The 18,031-nt window shown below is 70.2% G+C and carries 18 protein-coding genes and 1 tRNA gene; 9 read left to right on the plus strand and 10 right to left on the minus strand.

Annotated elements, in window-relative coordinates; genetic code table 11:
• Positions 1-12: 12 nt before the first annotated feature.
• The 6 genes from mscL to K9S39_RS26130 all read right to left on the minus strand — a co-directional run bounded on the left by mscL (position 13) and on the right by K9S39_RS26130 (position 6,211).
• Positions 13-516, minus strand: coding sequence for a large conductance mechanosensitive channel protein MscL (gene mscL, locus K9S39_RS26105; RefSeq protein WP_248865739.1), 504 nt, complete (start codon positions 514-516; stop codon positions 13-15).
• A gap of 249 nt (positions 517-765) precedes the next feature.
• Positions 766-1,152, minus strand: a complete 387-nt coding sequence (locus K9S39_RS26110; RefSeq protein ID WP_248865740.1) for a hypothetical protein — start codon at positions 1,150-1,152, stop codon at positions 766-768.
• Positions 1,153-1,365: 213 nt separating this feature from the next.
• Positions 1,366-2,199 (minus strand): S-methyl-5'-thioadenosine phosphorylase, encoded by an 834-nt coding sequence (locus K9S39_RS26115; RefSeq protein ID WP_248865741.1) that lies wholly within the window; start codon positions 2,197-2,199, stop codon positions 1,366-1,368.
• A 166-nt stretch (positions 2,200-2,365) separates the two neighbouring features.
• A complete protein-coding gene (locus tag K9S39_RS26120; RefSeq protein WP_248865742.1) occupies positions 2,366-2,701 on the minus strand; it encodes an FmdB family zinc ribbon protein in 336 nt (111 codons plus the stop codon).
• Between the two features lie 85 nt (positions 2,702-2,786).
• Complete coding sequence (locus tag K9S39_RS26125) at positions 2,787-4,142, minus strand: MFS transporter (RefSeq protein ID WP_248865743.1); 1,356 nt, start codon at positions 4,140-4,142, stop codon at positions 2,787-2,789.
• A 446-nt stretch (positions 4,143-4,588) separates the two neighbouring features.
• Entirely contained in the window at positions 4,589-6,211 is a 1,623-nt protein-coding gene (locus tag K9S39_RS26130) for a potassium/proton antiporter (RefSeq protein WP_248868971.1), read from the minus strand.
• 210 nt (positions 6,212-6,421) lie between these two features.
• Between K9S39_RS26130 and K9S39_RS26135 the strand changes: the two genes are divergently transcribed.
• Positions 6,422-9,157: a penicillin acylase family protein gene (locus K9S39_RS26135; RefSeq protein WP_248865744.1), complete on the plus strand. Its 2,736-nt coding sequence runs from the start codon at positions 6,422-6,424 to the stop codon at positions 9,155-9,157.
• A gap of 155 nt (positions 9,158-9,312) precedes the next feature.
• Here K9S39_RS26135 and K9S39_RS26140 read toward each other — a convergent pair whose 3' ends face one another.
• Complete coding sequence (locus K9S39_RS26140; protein WP_283112833.1) at positions 9,313-9,939, minus strand: 5-formyltetrahydrofolate cyclo-ligase; 627 nt, start codon at positions 9,937-9,939, stop codon at positions 9,313-9,315.
• Between the two features lie 110 nt (positions 9,940-10,049).
• On the opposite strand from K9S39_RS26140, the gene galU reads away from it, so the two are divergent.
• From galU to K9S39_RS26175, 7 genes are all read left to right on the plus strand, one after another.
• A complete protein-coding gene (gene galU / locus K9S39_RS26145; protein WP_248865746.1) occupies positions 10,050-10,952 on the plus strand; it encodes a UTP--glucose-1-phosphate uridylyltransferase GalU in 903 nt (300 codons plus the stop codon).
• Between the two features lie 4 nt (positions 10,953-10,956).
• On the plus strand, positions 10,957-12,273 hold the full coding sequence (glp, locus tag K9S39_RS26150) for a molybdotransferase-like divisome protein Glp (protein WP_248865747.1): 1,317 nt from the start codon (positions 10,957-10,959) through the stop codon (positions 12,271-12,273).
• Between the two features lie 63 nt (positions 12,274-12,336).
• Complete coding sequence (moaC, locus tag K9S39_RS26155) at positions 12,337-12,819, plus strand: cyclic pyranopterin monophosphate synthase MoaC (protein ID WP_248865748.1); 483 nt, start codon at positions 12,337-12,339, stop codon at positions 12,817-12,819.
• Positions 12,816-13,319: a MogA/MoaB family molybdenum cofactor biosynthesis protein gene (locus tag K9S39_RS26160; protein ID WP_248865749.1), complete on the plus strand. Its 504-nt coding sequence runs from the start codon at positions 12,816-12,818 to the stop codon at positions 13,317-13,319. Before moaC ends, K9S39_RS26160 begins: the two co-directional genes overlap by 4 nt.
• A 14-nt stretch (positions 13,320-13,333) precedes the next feature.
• Positions 13,334-13,951, plus strand: a complete 618-nt coding sequence (locus tag K9S39_RS26165; RefSeq protein ID WP_248865750.1) for a GNAT family N-acetyltransferase — start codon at positions 13,334-13,336, stop codon at positions 13,949-13,951.
• A gap of 171 nt (positions 13,952-14,122) precedes the next feature.
• Positions 14,123-15,202: a divisome protein SepX/GlpR gene (gene sepX, locus K9S39_RS26170; protein WP_248865751.1), complete on the plus strand. Its 1,080-nt coding sequence runs from the start codon at positions 14,123-14,125 to the stop codon at positions 15,200-15,202.
• 75 nt (positions 15,203-15,277) lie between these two features.
• Positions 15,278-15,350, plus strand: a tRNA-Ala gene (locus K9S39_RS26175).
• A gap of 73 nt (positions 15,351-15,423) precedes the next feature.
• Here K9S39_RS26175 and K9S39_RS26180 read toward each other — a convergent pair.
• The 3 genes from K9S39_RS26180 to K9S39_RS26190 form a co-directional block, all read right to left on the minus strand.
• On the minus strand, positions 15,424-15,552 hold the full coding sequence (locus K9S39_RS26180) for an integrase (protein WP_248865752.1): 129 nt from the start codon (positions 15,550-15,552) through the stop codon (positions 15,424-15,426).
• A 648-nt stretch (positions 15,553-16,200) separates the two neighbouring features.
• Positions 16,201-16,554: a hypothetical protein gene (locus K9S39_RS26185; RefSeq protein ID WP_248865753.1), complete on the minus strand. Its 354-nt coding sequence runs from the start codon at positions 16,552-16,554 to the stop codon at positions 16,201-16,203.
• 164 nt (positions 16,555-16,718) lie between these two features.
• Positions 16,719-17,540, minus strand: a complete 822-nt coding sequence (locus K9S39_RS26190; protein WP_248865754.1) for a helix-turn-helix transcriptional regulator — start codon at positions 17,538-17,540, stop codon at positions 16,719-16,721.
• A 49-nt stretch (positions 17,541-17,589) separates the two neighbouring features.
• Here K9S39_RS26190 and K9S39_RS26195 point away from each other — a divergent pair, with 49 nt between their 5' ends.
• Positions 17,590-18,021, plus strand: a complete 432-nt coding sequence (locus K9S39_RS26195) for a DUF2000 domain-containing protein (protein ID WP_248865755.1) — start codon at positions 17,590-17,592, stop codon at positions 18,019-18,021.
• Positions 18,022-18,031 lie beyond the last annotated feature (10 nt).

Here is an 18,031-nt window from a genome sequence, read left to right on the forward strand (position 1 = left end):
CCGTGGCGCCCGCTACTGAGACTTCTGGTTGATGATCGCGCCCGCGGTGGAGCCGTTCGGGCCGGGCGAGCCGTCGCGCTGAGCGATCAGGGCGTCGCGGATCTCGGTGAGGAGCTCGATCTCGGTCGGTCCCGCCGGGGTGTCGTCGACCGGCTTCTTGGCGTCCAGGCGGGCCTTCCACTTGTTCATCGGAAGGATCATGAGGAAGTAGACGACGGCCGCGGTGATCAGGAACGTCAGCGCCGCGCTGAGCACCGAGCCCCACAGGATGTAGATGCCGTCGGTGAACTCGCCCGTTTTCTTGTCCTGCTTGCAGGAGGCGCTGAGGCAGGACTTGTAATGGTCGAGGTTCTGCGAGCCGAGCGCGCCGATGACCGGGTTGATCACGCCCTTGACCACGGCCTGGACGATGTTGGTGAACGCCGCACCGACGACGACCGCGACCGCGAGTTCTATGACGTTGCCGCGCATCAGGAATTCCTTGAATCCCTGCAGGACGCCCTTGTTCTCGCTCACCTGACAGCCTCTTTCCACGCTCACGACGGACGGTGCCACAACACTTGGCACCGCAACTTACGGCAGGGCGGGGCGGAGATGTCCAGTCGCGCAACACGGACCAGCGATCGACCAGTGCGTCAGTGCGGGTCGGCAAGGCGATATCGGCGATGGGGGTGCGCCGCCTCGGGCGGGCGCCAGATGCCCGGCCACTCGCAGCAGTTTTCACTGCGAGGGGTGTGGATGCCACTTGATCTTGGGGCATGGCTATCACGCTCCGGAGGCCGTAGCGGCCGGGCAGCCGAGGGTGGGCGCGGCGCGTACGGCGTCGGTCGGAATGCCTAAGGCCAGTGCTGCGGCGGTCATCGCCAGGCCGGCGGCCAGCATCCGCTGCCGGGCGGTCCGTCGCCAGCGGTGCCGGACACCTCCCGCCCGTACCGGCTCGAAGTGGGGCACCTCACGCCGCGGGGGAGTGGGGAGAGGAGGGGACGGAGGAGGCGGGGAGGCGCGGAACGGTGGGCCGGAGTCGACGAGGGCGTACGGGCCGGAGTCGAGGAGGGCGGAGGGAGCAGAGGGAGCGGAGGAGGCGGGGGAGCCGGTGATGTCGGTGGCGGATTCGGTTGTGGAGTCGGTGGGGTGAAGGGAGGGACGGGGCATGGTGATCACTGCCTGTGGTGAGGGGACTCGCCGTGATGAGGAGCCTCGGGGCCGATGGCCGGATCCGCGGTTCGGGCCCGGCGATCACCACCGTGCCGGATTTCGCCGACCCCCGCTCTGGGGTGTGGATGACCCCCGTGGTGTGGATAACTCCGTCACCCGCAACGAAGGCGGCCGAGCTTCACAACCCCTCAGCCCCGCCCCCACCCCACATCAAGGCAGCTCGATCCCCAACTCCCAGCCCTCGTGCGCATCCGCACACAAGCAGTCCCGTGCCGTGCTGTCCGGCAGCGCGGCCACCGCGTCGAACAGCACCTCGCGGAGCCGGCCGACGTTCCGTCCGAAGACCGTGAGGACTTCCCGGTGGGAGACCCCGTCGCCGGTCTCGGCGCCCGCGTCCAGGTCCGTGACCAGCGTCAACGACGTGTAGCACAGGCCCAGTTCACGGGCCAGGACGGCCTCGGGGTGGCCGGTCATGCCGACCACGGACCAGCCCTGCGCGGCGTGCCAGCGCGACTCCGCGCGGGTCGAGAAGCGCGGGCCCTCGATGACGACGAGGGTGCCGCCGTCGACCGGCTCCCAGTCGCGGTCCCGGGACGCCTGCAGCGCGGCCCGGCGGCCGGTGGGGCAGTACGGGTCGGCGAAGGTCAGATGGACGACGTTGGGGACGCTGCCGTCGGGCAGTGGCTCGCCGTCGAAGTAGGTCTGCGGGCGGGCCTTCGTACGGTCCACGAGCTGGTCCGGTACGAGGAGCGTTCCGGGGCCGTATTCGGGGCGCAGGCTGCCCACTGCGCAGGGGCCGAGCACCTGGCGGACGCCGACCGAGCGCAGTGCCCAGAGGTTGGCGCGGTAGTTGATCCGGTGCGGCGGGAGGTGGTGCCGGCGGCCGTGCCGCGGCAGGAAAGCGACCTGGCGGCCCGCGACCTCCCCGAGGAAGAGCGAGTCGCTGGGGCTCCCGTAGGGGGTGTCCACCGTGATCTCGGTCACGTCGTCGAGGAAGGAGTAGAAACCCGACCCGCCGATAACGCCAATCTCCGCGTCAGCCATGCCGGTCACACTATCGGGGCCGACGGGCGGGGCGATGGGCGGGCGATGCGGGACCCCGCTCCTCGCTCCTCAAGAGCTTGGGGTGAGGGACAGGAAGAGTTTGGGGAGGGCCGGGGAAATACGGCGGACCCCGCCGTCGCCGACGGCGGGGTCCGGTAAGTCCGGGTCAGGCGGCCGAGCTGCCGGCGGACGCCGAGGTGGACGAGGTCGACGACTTGGCGTCGGAGCTGCTCGACGAGGAGCTGGAGCTCGATGAGTCCGAGGACGAGGACGACGCACCGCTCGTGGCCGAGGAGGACTTCGCGGCGCTGCCGCTGGACGACGAGCCGCGGCTGTCGTTGCGGTAGAAACCGGAGCCCTTGAAGACGATGCCGACCGCGGAGTACACCTTCTTGAGACGTCCGGCGCAGCTGGGGCACTCGGTGAGCGCGTCGTCGGTGAACTTCTGGACCGCTTCAAGGCCCTCGCCGCACGCGGTGCACTGGTACTGGTAGGTCGGCACTTGACTTCCTCCTGGCACTCTCACTCGATGAGTGCTAACGACGCTCCATAGTGCAGTATTCCGGCCCGTCAGTCCACTGCGACCGTCATACGGTGACCGACCCCACGCTCTCCGCGGCCTCGTCCGGCGCCTCGTTCGGCTCCTGCTCGCGGCCGCCCGACGAGGAACCGGCCACGGAATCAGTGGCGGAACCGGCGCCCGCGCGGTCGGCGGCACCGACGATCTTCGTCGACGAGCGCGGTACCAGGTGCGCGCGCAGCGTCAGCAGCACCGCCAGGGCCAGCACCGTGCCGGCCAGCGGCACCAGGAAGCCGGAGTTCGGGCCGAAGCGGTCCGCCAGCTGGCCGGACGCGGTGGCCGCGGCCGCCTGGCCCAGCGCGACCGCGCCGGTCAGCCAGGTGAACGCCTCGGTGCGGGCACCGGCCGGTACCAGCGACTCGACGAGCGTGTAGCCGGTGATCAGGGCCGGGGCGATGCACAGGCCGACGATCAGGCCGACGGCGCCCAGCAGCGGTACCGCGGTCACCGTCCACAGCGGGGTGGTGGCCAGCGCCAGCAGCCCGTAGGCGACCAGCAGCCGGCGCCGGGGGCCGACCTTCCAGGCGATCGTGCCGCAGGCGATACCGGCGAGCATGTTGCCGGACGCGAAGATCCCGTAGAGCACGCCGTTGATGCCGGGCTGCCCGATGTCCTGGGTGAAGGCGGTCAGCGAGACCTGCATGCCGCCGAAGACGGCGCCGATGCCGAGGAACGCCGCGATCAGGACCCGTACGCCGGGCACCGACAGCGCCGAGGCGCGCGGCCGGCCGTCGGCCTGCGCCCGGTGGACCGGGGGCTGGCTGCGTCGCTGCGAGGCGAAGAGCAGGCCGCCCGCCAGCGTCAGCGCGGCCTCGGCGATCAGGCCGGCCGCGGGGTGGATGCCGGTGCACAGCGCGGTGGCCAGCACCGGGCCGACGACGAAGGTGAACTCGTCGGTGACCGATTCGAAGGCGGCGGCGGTCGGCATCAGCGGGCTGCCGCCGAGCCGGGCCGCCCAGCGGGCGCGGACCATCGGGCCGACCTGCGGCGTGGAGGCGCCGGTGGGGACGGCCACCGCGAACAGCGCCCACAGGGGGGCGTGCGCGAGGGCCAGGGTGATCAGGGCGGCGACGCCCGCGACGTGCACCAGGACGCCGGGGATCAGCACCGCGCGCTGGCCGAAGCGGTCGGCGAGCTTGCCGCTCTGCGGGGCGAACAGGGCCATCGAGACGCCGGTGGCGGCGGAGACCGTACCGGCGGCGCCGTAGGAGCCCGTGGTGGATTCGACGAGCAGCACGATGCCGATCGTCAGCATCGCGAACGGCTGCCGGGCCAGAAAGCCGGGCAGCAGGAATGTCCATGCACCGGGGGTGCGCAGCAGTTGTCCGTAACCAGGACGCGTGTCCTTGACCGCGGATGCCACGGCCGGGCCTTTCTGCCGCCTGGTAGCGCGCCACCGCGAGGTCGTCACGGGTAACGCGCCGAGAGCTGTCCTCTCGCGCAGGACCGAGTGATACCGCGTGGTCCGACACCGGGGAAGGTGGCTGCGTGTGGCAGGGACCGCGGCCGCTGAGCGGTCGCGCCAGCTCTGCGTCAGGCAGAGGTGGTTCGTTGATGTTGCGGCTTGATACTACAGGTCGAAGCGCATAGAGCCCTGGGATTGGACAGAGCTTTACCTAAAATTCCTTGAGATCCGTGGAGATCTTCAGTGCATTTCCTCAGCGACCGCCGCGCCCGTTACGTGACTGCCACCGACCGCCGCGGGCCTTACGTGACCGCCACCGACCGCTGCGCCCCTGACGTGACCGTCACCGACCGCCGCGGGCCTTGCATGACCGTCACCGATCGCCACGGCCGTTGTTTGACCGTTCAGCGGCCGCCGCGTCCCCTCGCCCGCCGCTCGCGGAGTGCGCCGGGCCGGAACCGCGCCAGCGTGCCGCCGCCCCCGCCGGCCGGCGTCGTCGTAGGCGTCCCGCCGGCCTCGCCGCCCCCGGGGCCCGCGCCCGCCCCCAGCCAGCCGGCCAGCTTGCCGCCCTGGGAGATCGCCTGCAGCCGCCGCTCGGCCGCGTCGCGCACCGGGTTCGTGGCGACCACCAGCAGTTCGTCGCCGCGCCGCAGCACCGTCGTCGGCCCCGGTACGAAGCTGGTGCCGTTCCGTACGACCAGGGTGACCGCGGCGCCCTTGGGCAGCCGCAGCTCGCCGATCTCGACCCCGTGCATCCGGGACGCCGGCCCGATCGAGGTGGACAGCAGATGGCCGCGCAGCCGCTCCAGCGGCGCGGACTCGATGCCCAGGTCGGCGGCCGCGGCGCCGTCGGCAGCGCCCAGCCGCAGCCGCCGGGCGAGCCAGGGCAGCGTCGGCCCCTGGATGAGGGTGAAGACGACGACCAGGACGAAGACGATGTTGAAGGCCCGTTCGCTGCCGGGCACGTTGGCCACCATCGGGATGGTGGCCAGCACAATCGGCACCGCGCCGCGCAGCCCGGCCCAGGACAGCAGCGTCTTCTCCTGCCACGGCATCCGGAACGGCAGCACTCCCACGAGGACGGACAGCGGCCGGGCCGCGAGCGTCAGGATCAGGCCGATGAGCAGTCCGGCCACGATGTCGTCGAGCAGTTTGTGCGGTGTGACCAGCAGGCCCAGCAGCACGAACATACCGATCTGGCCGATCCAGCCGAGTCCTTCGGCGAAGCCACGGGTGGCCGGGGCGTGCGGCAGCCTGGCGTTGCCGAGGACCAGCGCCGCCAGGTAGACGGCGAGGAATCCGGAGCCGTGTGCCAGCGCGCCGGCCGCGTAGGCGGAGACGGCGATGGCCATGACGGCGATCGGATAGAGGCCGGAGGCCGGCAGTGCCACATGGCGCATGGCGTACGCGCCGAGCCAGCCGATGGCCAGTCCGATGGCGGCGCCGATCGCCAGCTGCAGGGCGATCTCGCCGATCAGGACGTACCAGTCGTCGATCGGGCCGGCCGTGGAGAAGGCCACGACGAGGATGACCACCGGGGCGTCGTTGAAGCCGGACTCGGCTTCCAGAACACCCGTCAGGCGCGCGGGCAGCGGCACACTGCGCAGCACGGAGAACACCGCGGCGGCGTCCGTGGACGACACCACCGCGCCGATCAGCAGTGCCTGGCGCCATTCGAGCCCGGCCAGATAGTGCGCCCCGGCCGCGGTGACCCCCACGCTCACCGCGACACCGACCGTCGAGAGCAGCGCCGCCTGGGGCAGCGCCGGTTTGATCTCTTTCCACTTGGTGCCGAGACCGCCCTCGGCCAGGATCACGACCAGGGCGGAATAGCCGAGCAACTGGGTCAGCTCGGCATTGTCGAAGACGACCCCGCCGATCCCGTCCTGCCCGATGGCGATGCCGATCCCCAGGTAGATGAGCAGGCTGGGGAGCCCGCTGCGCGAGGAGAGCCGTACCGCCGCCACCGCTACGAGCAGTACGAGCGAGCAGATCAGCAGGAGTTGATTGAGGTAGTCGACAGTCAGGGGAGCTGGTCCTTCCTCGCACGTGCCGGTGTGGGGTTCGGATGAGGGAAGCGGGTTCGTTCCTTCCTTACCGTATCTAGTTACTGAGGCTAACAATTTATCCGGTATTTGAACGTCTCATGTTGCTGGCCGTGACTCCGCGTAGGGGTGGTCGAACCCGTGCGCCTATGGTTGCTCCAGCACTCCCACCCTGCCCCTCGAAGGACAGAGATGCCCGCCAACAAGTCCGGCCCGGAAGCTCCCAAAAAGAAGAAGGGGCGGCGCGGCCGCCTCGTACTGATCACGGTCGTGCTTGTGCTGGTGGCGGGCATCGGCCTTGGCGCGTTCTGGGGTGTGAGCACCGTGCGCGCCTCCTTCCCGGAGACCACCGGCTCGCTCAAACTCCCCGGTCTGTCCGGGCCGGTCGATGTCTCGCGCGACGCCAACGGCATCCCGCAGATCTACGCCGACACCGACGAGGACCTCTTCCGCGCCCAGGGCTTCGTCCAGGCCCAGGACCGCTTCTGGGAGATGGACGTACGCCGCCACATGACGGCCGGCCGGCTGTCGGAGATGTTCGGCAAGAGCCAGATCAAGACCGACACCTTCCTGCGCACCCTCGGCTGGCACCGCGTCGCGCAGCAGGAGTACGACACCAAGCTGGCGCCCAGCACCAAAAAGTACCTCCAGGCCTACACCGACGGCGTCAACGCCTACCTCAAGGACCACGAGGGCGCGGCGCTGTCCCTGGAGTACGCGGTGCTGGACTTCGAGAACGACTACCGGCCGGAGAAGTGGACGCCGGTCGACTCGGTGGCCTGGCTCAAGGCGATGGCCTGGGACCTGCGCGGCAATATGCAGGAGGAGATCGACCGCTCCCTGATGACCAGCCGCTTCACCCCGGAACAGATCGCCCAGCTCTACCCGGAGTACCCGTACAAGCGGAACCGGCCGATCGTCGAGGGCGGCACGGTCGACCCCGCCACCAAGCAGTTCCGACCCAAGGGCACGGCCGCCAACGCCCCGTCCGGTATCGGTGACGCCGCCTCCGGCCTGCAGTCGCAGCTCTCCTCGCTGTCCAAGACCCTCGACGACGTCCCGGCCCTGCTCGGCCCCAACGGCAGCGGCATCGGCTCCAACTCCTGGGTCGTCGCCGGCAAGCACACCACCACCGGCAAGCCGCTGCTCGCCAACGACCCGCACCTGGCACCCCAGATGCCCTCGATCTGGTACCAGATGGGCCTGCACTGCCGTACCACCGGCCCCCAGTGCAACTACGACGTCTCCGGCTTCACCTTCTCCGGGATGCCGGGCGTCGTCATCGGCCACAACCAGCACATCGCCTGGGGCATGACCAACCTCGGCGCGGACGTCACCGACCTGTACCTGGAGAAGATCAACACCGAGGGGTACCTCTACGACGGCAAGCAGCGGCCGTTCATCACCCGCAAGGAGACCATCAAGGTCGCCGGCGGGGAGAGTCGCGACATCACCGTCCGCGCCACCAACAACGGGCCGGTCGTCTCCGACCGCGACGACGAACTGTCCCAGGTCGGCAAGGACGCACCGGTCGGCAACGCCGCCCCGGACCGCGGTGACGGCTACGCCGTGTCGCTGCGCTGGACCGCGCTGGACCCCGGCAACTCCATGGACGCCGTCTTCGAGATCAACCGCGCCTCGGACTGGAACGGCTTCCGCAGGGCCGCCCAGCACTTCGAGGTCCCGTCCCAGAACCTGATCTACGCCGACACCAAGGGCAACATCGGCTACCAGGCCCCGGGCCGGATCCCGGTCCGCGCCAAGGGCGTCGACGGCACCTACCCGGCGCCCGGCTGGGACCCGAAGTACCGGTGGACCGGCTACATCCCGCAGAAGGCCCTGCCGTACGAGTACAACCCGGAGCGCGGCTTCATCGTCACCGCCAACCAGGCCGTCGTCGACGAGGCCAAGTACCCCTACCTGCTCACCAAGGACTGGGGCTACGGCTCCCGCAGCCAGCGGATCAACGACCTCATCGAGTCGAAGATCAAGGACGGCGGCAAGGTCTCGACGGATGACATGCAGACCTTCCAGAAGGACAACAGCAGCGAGATCGCCCGGCTGCTGACGCCCTACCTGACGAAGATCGACATCAAGGACAAGTACATCCGCGAAGCCCAGCAGCTGCTGGAGGGCTGGGACTTCACCCAGGAGCCCGACTCCGCCGCGGCCGCCTACTTCAACGCGGTCTGGCGCAACACCCTCAAGCTCGCCTTCGGCAACAAGATGCCCAAGGAACTGCGGGTCGAGGGCCAGTGCCTGAACGTCCGCCCGGCCAACGAGACCGGCCCCGCCGACGATCTCCAGGAGCTGGTCCGCGAATGCGGCGAGCGGGCCGGCGACAGCGCCCAGCCCGACGGCGGCGACCGCTGGTACGAGGTCGTCCGCAACATCCTGGACGACCCCGACAACGCCTGGTGGAAGACCGAGGGCTCGCCGCGCGCCCGGACCGGCGCCAAGACCGGCGACAAGAACCGCGACGAACTGCTCGCGCACGCCATGCGGGACGCCCGCTACGAGCTGACGTCCAAGCTCGGCAAGAACATCGACACCTGGAGCTGGGGGCGGCTGCACCAGCTGTTCCTGAACAACCAGACCCTGGGCACGGACGGACCCGGCCTCCTGCAGGGCCTGTTCAACCGCGGCCCGTGGAACCTGGGCGGCGGCGAGGCCGCGGTCGACGCCACCGGCTGGAACGCCGCGGGCGGCTACAAGGTCACCTGGGTCCCGTCGATGCGGATGATCGTCAACCTCGCCGACCTCGACAGGTCCCGGTGGATCAACCTCACCGGCGCCTCCGGGCACGCCTACCACGACCACTACGACGACCAGACCGACAAGTGGGCCAAGGGCGAACTGCTGCCGTGGGCCTTCAGCGAGAAGGCGGTCAAGAAGGCGGCCAAGGACAAGCTGACGCTGTCGCCGTGACCCTGTGACGGCGTCACAGCCGCCACGCTGTAACGCCGTCACACACGCCATCGGGCGGGCCGGAAGTTCTCTCCGGCCCGCCCGATGGCGTTCCCGGCGTACACGACCTGTTGTCAGGCCCCGTGCGACCCGCTGTCAGGTACGGCCCGCTGTCATCAGGCCCCCATGAGGTCCTCGCCCGCCCGCGCGAAGCGGAGCACCCCCGACGGCGTCACGGCGGCATGCACATGCTGATCGTGCGGCTCGGCCGGCACCTCGTCCAGCACCTCGGAGTCGTACAGCAGCACCACCAGCGACGCCTGCGCGACGGACCGCTGCAGCCGGGCCAGCACCCGGTCGTACGAGCCGCCGCCGCGCCCCAGCCGCACCCCGTGCCGGTCCACGGCGAGGCCCGGCAGCAGCACCACATCCGCCTGGGTGACGGCCTCCGGGGACAGCCGCTCGCCGTCCGGCTCCAGGAGCCCCCAGCCCGCCCGTACGAGCCGCTCGGCGCCCTCGTAGAGCGCCCAGTCCAGATCGTTGTCCGGCAGCAGTACGGGCAGCAGCACCCGCACCCCGGCGGCCCGCAGCCCTTCCAGCAGGGGGTGGGTGGAGGGTTCACCCTCTATCGACACATACGCGGCAACCGTCGGAGGAGTGCCGGGCCGCGAGGTGCTGTGCGGCGGAGCGGCATACCGGGCCAACTCGTCCAGCTCCAGTGTCCGGCGGGCCAGCGCCTCCCCGGTCGCCCGGACGACATCCGGCGGCAACGCTCTCCTCACCTCCAGGAGATCCCGCCGCAACCTGCGCTTCCTATCGTGAACAACGCTCACCGTGGACCCTTGCTCCGCTCTCGTGCTCTATTCACCGGGACCTCATCATCCTTCCGATAGGGCCGGTTATGGTGGCGCGCATGACCCCATCGCACACGCGGATCAGCAAGGCTGTCATCCCAGCAGCCGGTCTCGGCACCCGCTTTCTCCCCGCCACCAAGGCGACCCCCAAGGAGATGCTCCCGGTTGTCGACAAGCCCGCCATCCAGTACGTGGTGGAGGAGGCGGCCGCCGCCGGGCTCCTGGACGTCCTGATGGTGACCGGCCGCAACAAGCGCCCCCTCGAAGACCACTTCGACCGGAACTACGAGCTCGAAGAGGCCCTGCACCGCAAGGGCGACGCCTCCCGCCTCGCCCGGGTCCAGGAGTCCAGCGACCTGGCGACCATGCACTACGTACGGCAGGGCGATCCCCGAGGTCTGGGCCACGCCGTGCTCTGCGCCGCCCCGCACGTCGGCGACCAGCCCTTCGCGGTCCTCCTGGGCGACGACCTCATCGATCCCCGCGACCCGCTGCTGCGGCGCATGATCGAGGTGCAGGAGGAGCACGGCGGCTCGGTCATCGCCCTGATGGAGGTCGACCCGGCGCAGATCCACCTCTACGGCTGCGCGGCCGCCGCCCCCACCGGGGACGACGACGTCGTCAAGGTCTCCGACCTGGTCGAGAAGCCCGCCCCCGGAGAGGCCCCCAGCAACCTCGCCATCATCGGCCGCTATGTCCTCGACCCGGCTGTCTTCGAGGTGCTGCGCAAGACCGAGCCCGGCCGCGGCGGCGAGATCCAGATCACCGACGCCCTCCAGACGCTGGCCTCCGATCCCTCCCTCGGCGGCCCGGTTCACGGCGTCGTCTTCAAGGGCCGCCGCTATGACACCGGCGATCGTGGCGACTATCTGCGTGCCATTGTCAGACTCGCATGCGAACGTGAAGACCTGGGTCCGGACTTCCGGACCTGGCTTCGCAGTTATGTGACCGAGGAGATGTAAGACGTTGAACGGCACCACCGGCCAGACCAGCCACCAGGACCGCGTCTGGTCGGTGGCCGAGCACCTCGACGACGTCCTGTCGAAGATCCGCCCGCTGGACACGATCGAGCTGCAACTCCTCGACGCCCAGGGCTGCGTCCTGGTCGAGGACATCACCGTCCCGGTCGCCCTGCCGCCCTTCGACAACAGCTCCATGGACGGCTACGCGGTCCGCGTCGCCGATGTCGCGGGCGCCACGGAGGAGTTCCCCGCCGCGCTCACCGTCATCGGCGATGTCGCAGCGGGCAGCGGCGAGCTGCCGGCGGTCGGCCCCGGGGAGGCCGCCCGCATCATGACCGGCGCCCCGGTACCGCCCGGCGCCGAGGCCGTCGTCCCCGTCGAGTGGACCGACGGCGGCACCGGACAGGGCCCCGCCGCCACGATGCGCCACCACAGCGCCGCCCCCCAGGACGCCACCGGCGAGGTCCGGGTCCACCGTCCGGTCGCCGAGCGCGCCCACATCCGCGCCCGCGGCAGCGACGTCCCGGCGGGCGAACCGGCCCTCGCGGCGGGCACGGTGCTCGGTCCGTCACAGATCGGTCTGCTCGCCGCCATCGGCCGCGGCACCGTCACCGTCCGCCCCCGCCCCCGGGTCGTCGTGCTGTCGACCGGCAGCGAACTGGTCCAGCCCGGCGAGCCATTGGGCCCCGGCGAGATCCACGACTCCAACAGCTTCCAGCTCACCGCCGCCGCCCGGGACGCCGGAGCCATCGCCTACCGCGTCGGCGCCGTCGCCGACGACGCCGAAACGCTCCGCGCCACCCTGGAGGACCAGCTCGTCCGGGCCGACATCCTCGTCACCAGCGGCGGCGTCAGCGTCGGCGCGTACGACGTCGTCAAGGAGACCCTGGCCGACCTCTCCGCAGCCGAAGGGATCGTGGAGTTCCGCAAGCTCGCCATGCAGCCCGGCAAGCCCCAGGGCTTCGGCCTGATCGGCCCCGACCGCGTCCCGCTGCTTGCGCTGCCCGGCAACCCCGTCAGCTCCTATGTCTCCTTCGAGCTCTTCGTACGCCCCGCCATCCGCACCCTGATGGGGCTCCCCGACGTGCACCGCCCCACGGTCCGCGCCGAGTGCGCCGAGGCCATCGCCTCCTCCCCCGAGGGCAAGCGGCAGTTCCTGCGGGGCTCCCACGACCCCGTGACCGGCCGGGTCACCCCCGTCGGCGGCGCCGGTTCCCACCTGATCAAGGCCATGGCGCACGCCAACGCCCTGATCATCGTCCCCGAGGACACCACCGAGGTCGCCGAGGGCAGCGCGGTGGACGTCGTCCTGCTCGGGTAGCCGTCCGTCGCTGCGGGTACGGTGTCGTCCCACAGGCGCGGCACGGTCCACAGCAGGAGAACGATGAGCAGCGGCCAGCAACACCTCACCCACCTCGACGCGACGGGCGCGGCCCGGATGGTGGACGTCTCCGGGAAGGACGTCACCGCCCGCACCGCCCGCGCCCGCGGCCGGGTCCTGGTATCGCCGCAGGTCATCGAGTTGCTGCGGGGCGAGGGCGTGCCCAAGGGGGATGCGCTGGCCACCGCCCGGATCGCCGGCATCATGGGCGCCAAGCGCACCCCCGACCTGATCCCGCTGTGCCACCCCCTGGCCGTCTCCGGCGTCAAGGTCGACCTCACCGTCACCGACGACGCGATCGAGATCATCGCCAGCGTCAAGACCACCGACCGCACCGGCGTCGAAATGGAGGCGCTGACCGCCGTCTCCGTCGCCGCCCTCACCGTCGTCGACATGATCAAGGCCGTCGACAAGGCCGCGGTGATCTCCGACATCCGCGTCGAGGAGAAGACCGGCGGCAAGTCCGGCGACTGGAGCCGCTCATGACTCCCGCCCGCGCCCTGGTCGTCACCGCCTCCAACCGCGCCGCCGCCGGTGTCTACGAGGACAAGGGCGGCCCGCTGCTCGCCGAGGGCCTGGCCGCCATGGGCTTCGAGGTCGACGGCCCCCAGGTCGTCCCCGACGGCGACCCGGTGGAGGCCGCCCTGCGCCAGGCCGTCGACGCCGGCCGCTACGCCGTCGTCCTCACCACCGGCGGTACGGGCCTGTCTCCCACCGACCGCACCCCCGAGGCCACCCGCCGGGTCCTGGACCACGAGGTCCCCGGCATCCCCGAGGCGATCCGCGCCGCGGGCCGGGCGAAGGTCCCCACCGCCGCCCTCTCCCGCGGTCTGGCCGGCGTCGCCGGCACCACCTTGATCATCAACCTGCCCGGCTCCACCGGCGGCGTCCGCGACGGCCTCGCGGTCCTCGCCGGCCTCCTCCCGCACGCCGTCGACCAGATCCGCGGTGGCGACCACCCCAGACCCTCCGGGAGCCCGAGCTGAACGCGCCCTGGCCGGTGGTCCTGACGGATGGTGATGTCACCCTCCGCCCGATAAGGCTGCGCGACCAGCGGCCGTGGCGCGAGGTCAACCGCCGCAACCGCGACTGGCTGCGCCCCTGGGAAGCGACCATCCCGCCGCCCCCACCGGGCACCGCGCCGCCGCACCGCCCCACCTTCCGCCAGATGGTCCGCCATCTGCGCGCCGAGGCGCACGCCGGCCGGATGCTGCCGTTCGTCGTCGAATACCGGGGCCGGCTCGCCGGCCAGCTCACAATCGCCGGCATCACCTGGGGCTCCATGTGTTCCGGCCATATCGGCTACTGGGTCGACCAGGAAGTGGCCGGCCGCGGCGTCATGCCGACCGCCGTGGCACTCGCCGTCGACCACTGTTTCCGCACCGTCGGACTCCACCGCATCGAGGTCTGCATTCGCCCCGAGAACACCCCCAGCCGCCGCGTCGTCGAAAAACTCGGCTTTCGCGAGGAGGGCATCCGGCCGCGGTATCTGCACATCGACGGCGCCTGGCGCGACCACGTGGTATTCGCGCTGACCGCGGAAGAGGTGCCGGAAGGACTGCTCAACCGCTGGCGGCACCAGAAGCGCAGCACGCCCCGGACTCCCGGCACTCCGTGATCCTCCCGCCCCACAAATAAAATAAATGTTCGAAAATCTTCACCGAATGCCCGGATTCGCGGCGTGCTGATCTCAACAATCACAAAAAAAGTTCGAGATATCAGCCAGATCGTGCGACACACCGGCCCAATTGGCGGATGGCCCCACGCAAACCCCTCTACCGTGTGAGTTGTGAGAAGCAGCGGCCTCATCTACGCAGTCATCGTCGGGGCCTGGGCCGCCTACTTGGTGCCGATGTGGCTCCGTAGGCAGGACGAGCTCAACGAGGCCCGTCCGACCGAGCGCTTCAGCACGGCCATCCGGCTGCTGTCCGGACGCGCGGCCATGCAACGCCGCTACGCCAAGGGGCAGCAGGAGCGCCCCGCCGACGATGCCGACGAGGAGCGGGACCCGGACGCCGCGGCCGGGCCGGCCGACGTCCGGCCCTTCGGCGACCCGGCACCGGCCGACGACACCCCCACCCGCGTGAACGCCGCCGCCCCCACCCCGCCGCGCCCTTCCGCCGCCGAGCGCACCAAGCGCGCCAAGGTCCTCGCCCGCCGCCGGCGCACCATCTCCATCCTCTTCCTCACCTTCACCCTCGGCGCCATCGCGGCAGCCGTCGGCGGCCTCCCCTTCCTCTGGGCCCCCGCCATCCCCGCCGTCCTTCTCACCGCCTACATCGTCTACCTGCGCGTCCAGGAGCGCCGCCGCTTCGTCTTCACCATGGACCAGCGCCAGGCGGAGGCGGCGGCACAGCGACTCCGGGAAGGCAGGCCCCGCCCCCAGCCGCCCGCCGACCAGCCGCCCGGCACCGACCACCAACCCGACCCCCACCGTCCCCGTCCCCATCCCCGTCCCGACACCGCGCCCGCCGAGGCCGCCCCGGAGCCGCCGCGCCCGGCGGCCCCCGCCCACACCGCCGGCCGCCGCGCCCTCGTCGAGCAGACCGACCACGCCGAGTGGGTCGACCAGCAGCGCGAACGCCCCCGCCTGGGATCGGGCAGCTGGGAACCGGTCCCCGTGCCCCTCCCGACCTACGTCACCGCCCCGGTCGCCCCCCGCGCCACCAGCCACGTCGATCTGGACGCCGACGACGCCTGGAGCTCCGCCCGCTCCAGCGCCGCCGCCGACCACCCCAAGCCCGGAACCCCCGGCCGCCGCCCCCGCGGCCGCACCCCGCTCTTCGACCAGTACGCCCACCCGTCTCCCGACGGAGACGCGCCGCGCCGCAGCGACGACGTGGACCGCCCCCGCGCGGCGAACGAGTGACAGCCCTCCGCTGACCAGCACCGAAAGCGATTTCCGAGCACCGCGAACGGGATGCTAGAGTTTCACTCGTCGCAAGGGCCTGTGGCGCAGCTGGTAGCGCACCTCGTTCGCAACGAGGGGGTCAGGGGTTCGAGTCCCCTCAGGTCCACCGCACGTCAAAGCCCCCTCCGGGATGATCCGGTGGGGGCTTTTTCGCGCCGTACAGCAGCGGAGTACAGCAACTACGTGGGATCCGCCTGGCTGCCGAGATGCTTGCCCAGCTTCCGCAGAGCCTTCCGCGTCGACTCCGACGGCACGTGCGTGTAGATCTCCATGGTTACCGCGATCTTGCTGTGTCGCAGGATCTGCATCGCGATCCGGGGGTGCACGTCGAGTGCGGCGAGGAGCGATCCACACGTGTGACGTGTGGCATGCGGCCGGTCTTACGAACCCCAGTTCGACCAACCGGGCGGTGAACTCCCGGTTGAAGTTCCTCGGCTCGATCGGAGTGCCGTAGCGCGCGGTGAACACGAACCCCGAGTCCGTCCACCGTGCACCGGCCGCGTGCTCGGCAGCCTCCTGAGCCTTCCGGCGGAGCTGAAGTGCCGTCACAGATGTCCGACAGGGGCAGCATCGCGGTTGACGCCTCTGTCTTGGTCTCTTGCCTTCGGCCCCGGGCGCGCAGGCCAACGGCTTTGACAGCCGCCGCTACGGATCCCACTCCGCCGGCCCGCCACGCGGGCCGGCGGGGGCTCGGGGGCTGGGGCGACGCTCCTGCCCCCGGCCCGCTCCGCCCCCGCCCCCGGCCCCGCGCCACCACAGTTGCCACGAGGTGCCCCGATAGGCAGGCGAGGAGCCAGCCCGATTCGCGGGGGAGCGTAAGGCCCAAGATCTCTCACCCCGAGGGGCAGACCTCAAACTCTCTCCACACCACCAGCGCGGGCATGCGTCGGTCGGCCGCGGTACGGAGAGCCGTTGCAGAGGGGCGACGGTTGTTGAACCTCACGGCGGTAGCAGCGCTACCGAACAACGCTTTGCTGTTGACGCCGGCTGCGCAAAGACAGCCACATGCTCACGTTGCCAAGAACCAAGGCCATAGCGATGAAAACCCAAAGCATCATGCCTGTGACGCTACATTGGGTGATCGTGGGTGTGGCCAGCAGTTCGCCTGCCTCGTGGGAATGCTGCCGTACAGCAGCGAAATACAGCAGCCGCCGCGAAAAACGGCCCGTCACGGCGGGGTTCCGGCAGGCGCGGCGGATGGCCTCCACCTGTGAGCGTGAGGGAGCCTTGCGGCCCAGAGCGTTCGTCACCTCGCGTGCACGCAAGGGCCGGTCGGCGCTCACGACGAGCGTGGTGATCTCCCGGCTCACGGCTCTGGGCGCTCTCTGTGCCTTGTGTGGCCCGCCGGTTTGCCTTGCCCGGCTCCAGGCGCTTGTAGCGGAGGGACTCGGCAACGTCTCCACCCACAACGACTCAGCCCTCAACACCCCACCCATACCGGGGGACATGCCCGCCGGCCTGGTGGCGATCACGGTCAGATGGGGGTTTGGGCGAAGTCGGTCGGGGCGCTGCGGGCGTAGCGGCCGGGGCTGGTGCCTAGGGTGCGTTTGAAGTGGCGGTTGAAGTGTGACTGGTCGTAGAAGCCGGTGGCGGCTGCCACCAGGCGCGGAGGCATGCCGCTGAGGAGGAGTTTGCGGGCCATGTCGACGCGGCGGCTGGTGAGGTATTGGTGAGGGCCCATGCCGAACTCGCGGCTGAAGACGCGGACGAGGTGGGCGGGGTGGACGTGCAGGGCTTCGGAGGCGTCCTGGAGGCTGATGCCCTCGACGAACTTCGCGTCGAGGAGGTCGCGCAGGCGGTACGCGATGGTGGCGTTGCGGACGGGGCTGCGGTCCGCCACGTTTCCCTGCAGGTGGTCGCGTAACCGCTCGGTCACCAGTGCCAATCTGCTTTCCGCTTCGAGTTCGTCGCCGGCGTGCTCCAGTGACCCGTGCAGTTGGTGGATGCGCTGGCGCAGCAGTGGGTCTTCCAGGACCGGGCTGTCGACTGCCAGTCCGATGAGGCTGTCTTCCAGCTGCGAGGAATCGAGATATACAACTCTCTTCCGAAAGCCGGTCGGAGTGACCGAGCGTCCATTATGTGGGACGTGCGGGGGGAGCAGGGTGACTAACTGATCCAGTGCGCCGTGTTCGTGGCGGTCCAGGTCGTATCTGACCATGCCGTCGTCGACGATCAGCAGCGTCCAGGAGTCATGCGTATGCATGGGATAGACGTGGTCAGTGATGCGCGCGTGGAAGACTTCCGCGATTCCCGCCAGAGCGGGACTCCATGCGCGGATCTGCGGATGATCAAGCATGCAAAGATCGTACAAGACTTGGCCAGGGCCGTCAGGGTTTGATTGACGCATGGAATCCGTGAACGAACCTGTTCGTTTTGAGACAAAGATCGCCGTGGTCTTGCGCGATGACCTTAAGGTGTGGCAGCGCCTCAACATGACCGCGTTTCTGGTCAGTGGAATCGGCCGAGAGGTGCCGGAGGTAATCGGCGATCCGTATTCCGATGCCGACGACACCGTGTACCTGCCCATGTTCCGGCAGCCCGTGCTGGTTTTCGAGGCCAGCAAGGAGACTCTGACCAGGTCACACGGGCGTGCCATCAGCCGGGGTGTGCCCCTGTCGGTGTTCACCACCGACCTCTTCACCACCAACAACGACCGGGACAACAGGGCCGCCGTGCGGGCCGTCCACCGGGACCAGCTGGACCTCGTCGGCATGGCCGTGTACGGGCCGCGCAATGCCGTGGACAAAATCGTCAAGGGTGCTCGGATGCACCCGTGACGTCTCGTTA

It is taken from the genome of Streptomyces halobius (genome assembly GCF_023277745.1).
In the GTDB taxonomy this organism is placed as follows: domain Bacteria; phylum Actinomycetota; class Actinomycetes; order Streptomycetales; family Streptomycetaceae; genus Streptomyces; species Streptomyces halobius.

Bases quoted from the DNA above. Each gene is read 5' to 3' on its own strand.
- K9S39_RS26195 (WP_248865755.1), top strand. From the start codon at position 17,590: ATGGAATCCGTGAACGAACCTGTTCGTTTTGAGACAAAGATCGCCGTG.
- K9S39_RS26160 (WP_248865749.1), top strand. From the start codon at position 12,816: ATGACTCCCGCCCGCGCCCTGGTCGTCACCGCCTCCAACCGCGCCGCC.
- moaC (WP_248865748.1), top strand. From the start codon at position 12,337: ATGAGCAGCGGCCAGCAACACCTCACCCACCTCGACGCGACGGGCGCG.
- galU (WP_248865746.1), top strand. From the start codon at position 10,050: ATGACCCCATCGCACACGCGGATCAGCAAGGCTGTCATCCCAGCAGCC.
- K9S39_RS26110 (WP_248865740.1), bottom strand. From the start codon at position 1,152: ATGCCCCGTCCCTCCCTTCACCCCACCGACTCCACAACCGAATCCGCC.
- K9S39_RS26190 (WP_248865754.1), bottom strand. From the start codon at position 17,540: ATGCTTGATCATCCGCAGATCCGCGCATGGAGTCCCGCTCTGGCGGGA.
- K9S39_RS26135 (WP_248865744.1), top strand. From the start codon at position 6,422: ATGCCCGCCAACAAGTCCGGCCCGGAAGCTCCCAAAAAGAAGAAGGGG.
- K9S39_RS26115 (WP_248865741.1), bottom strand. From the start codon at position 2,199: ATGGCTGACGCGGAGATTGGCGTTATCGGCGGGTCGGGTTTCTACTCC.
- K9S39_RS26180 (WP_248865752.1), bottom strand. From the start codon at position 15,552: ATGCAGATCCTGCGACACAGCAAGATCGCGGTAACCATGGAGATCTAC.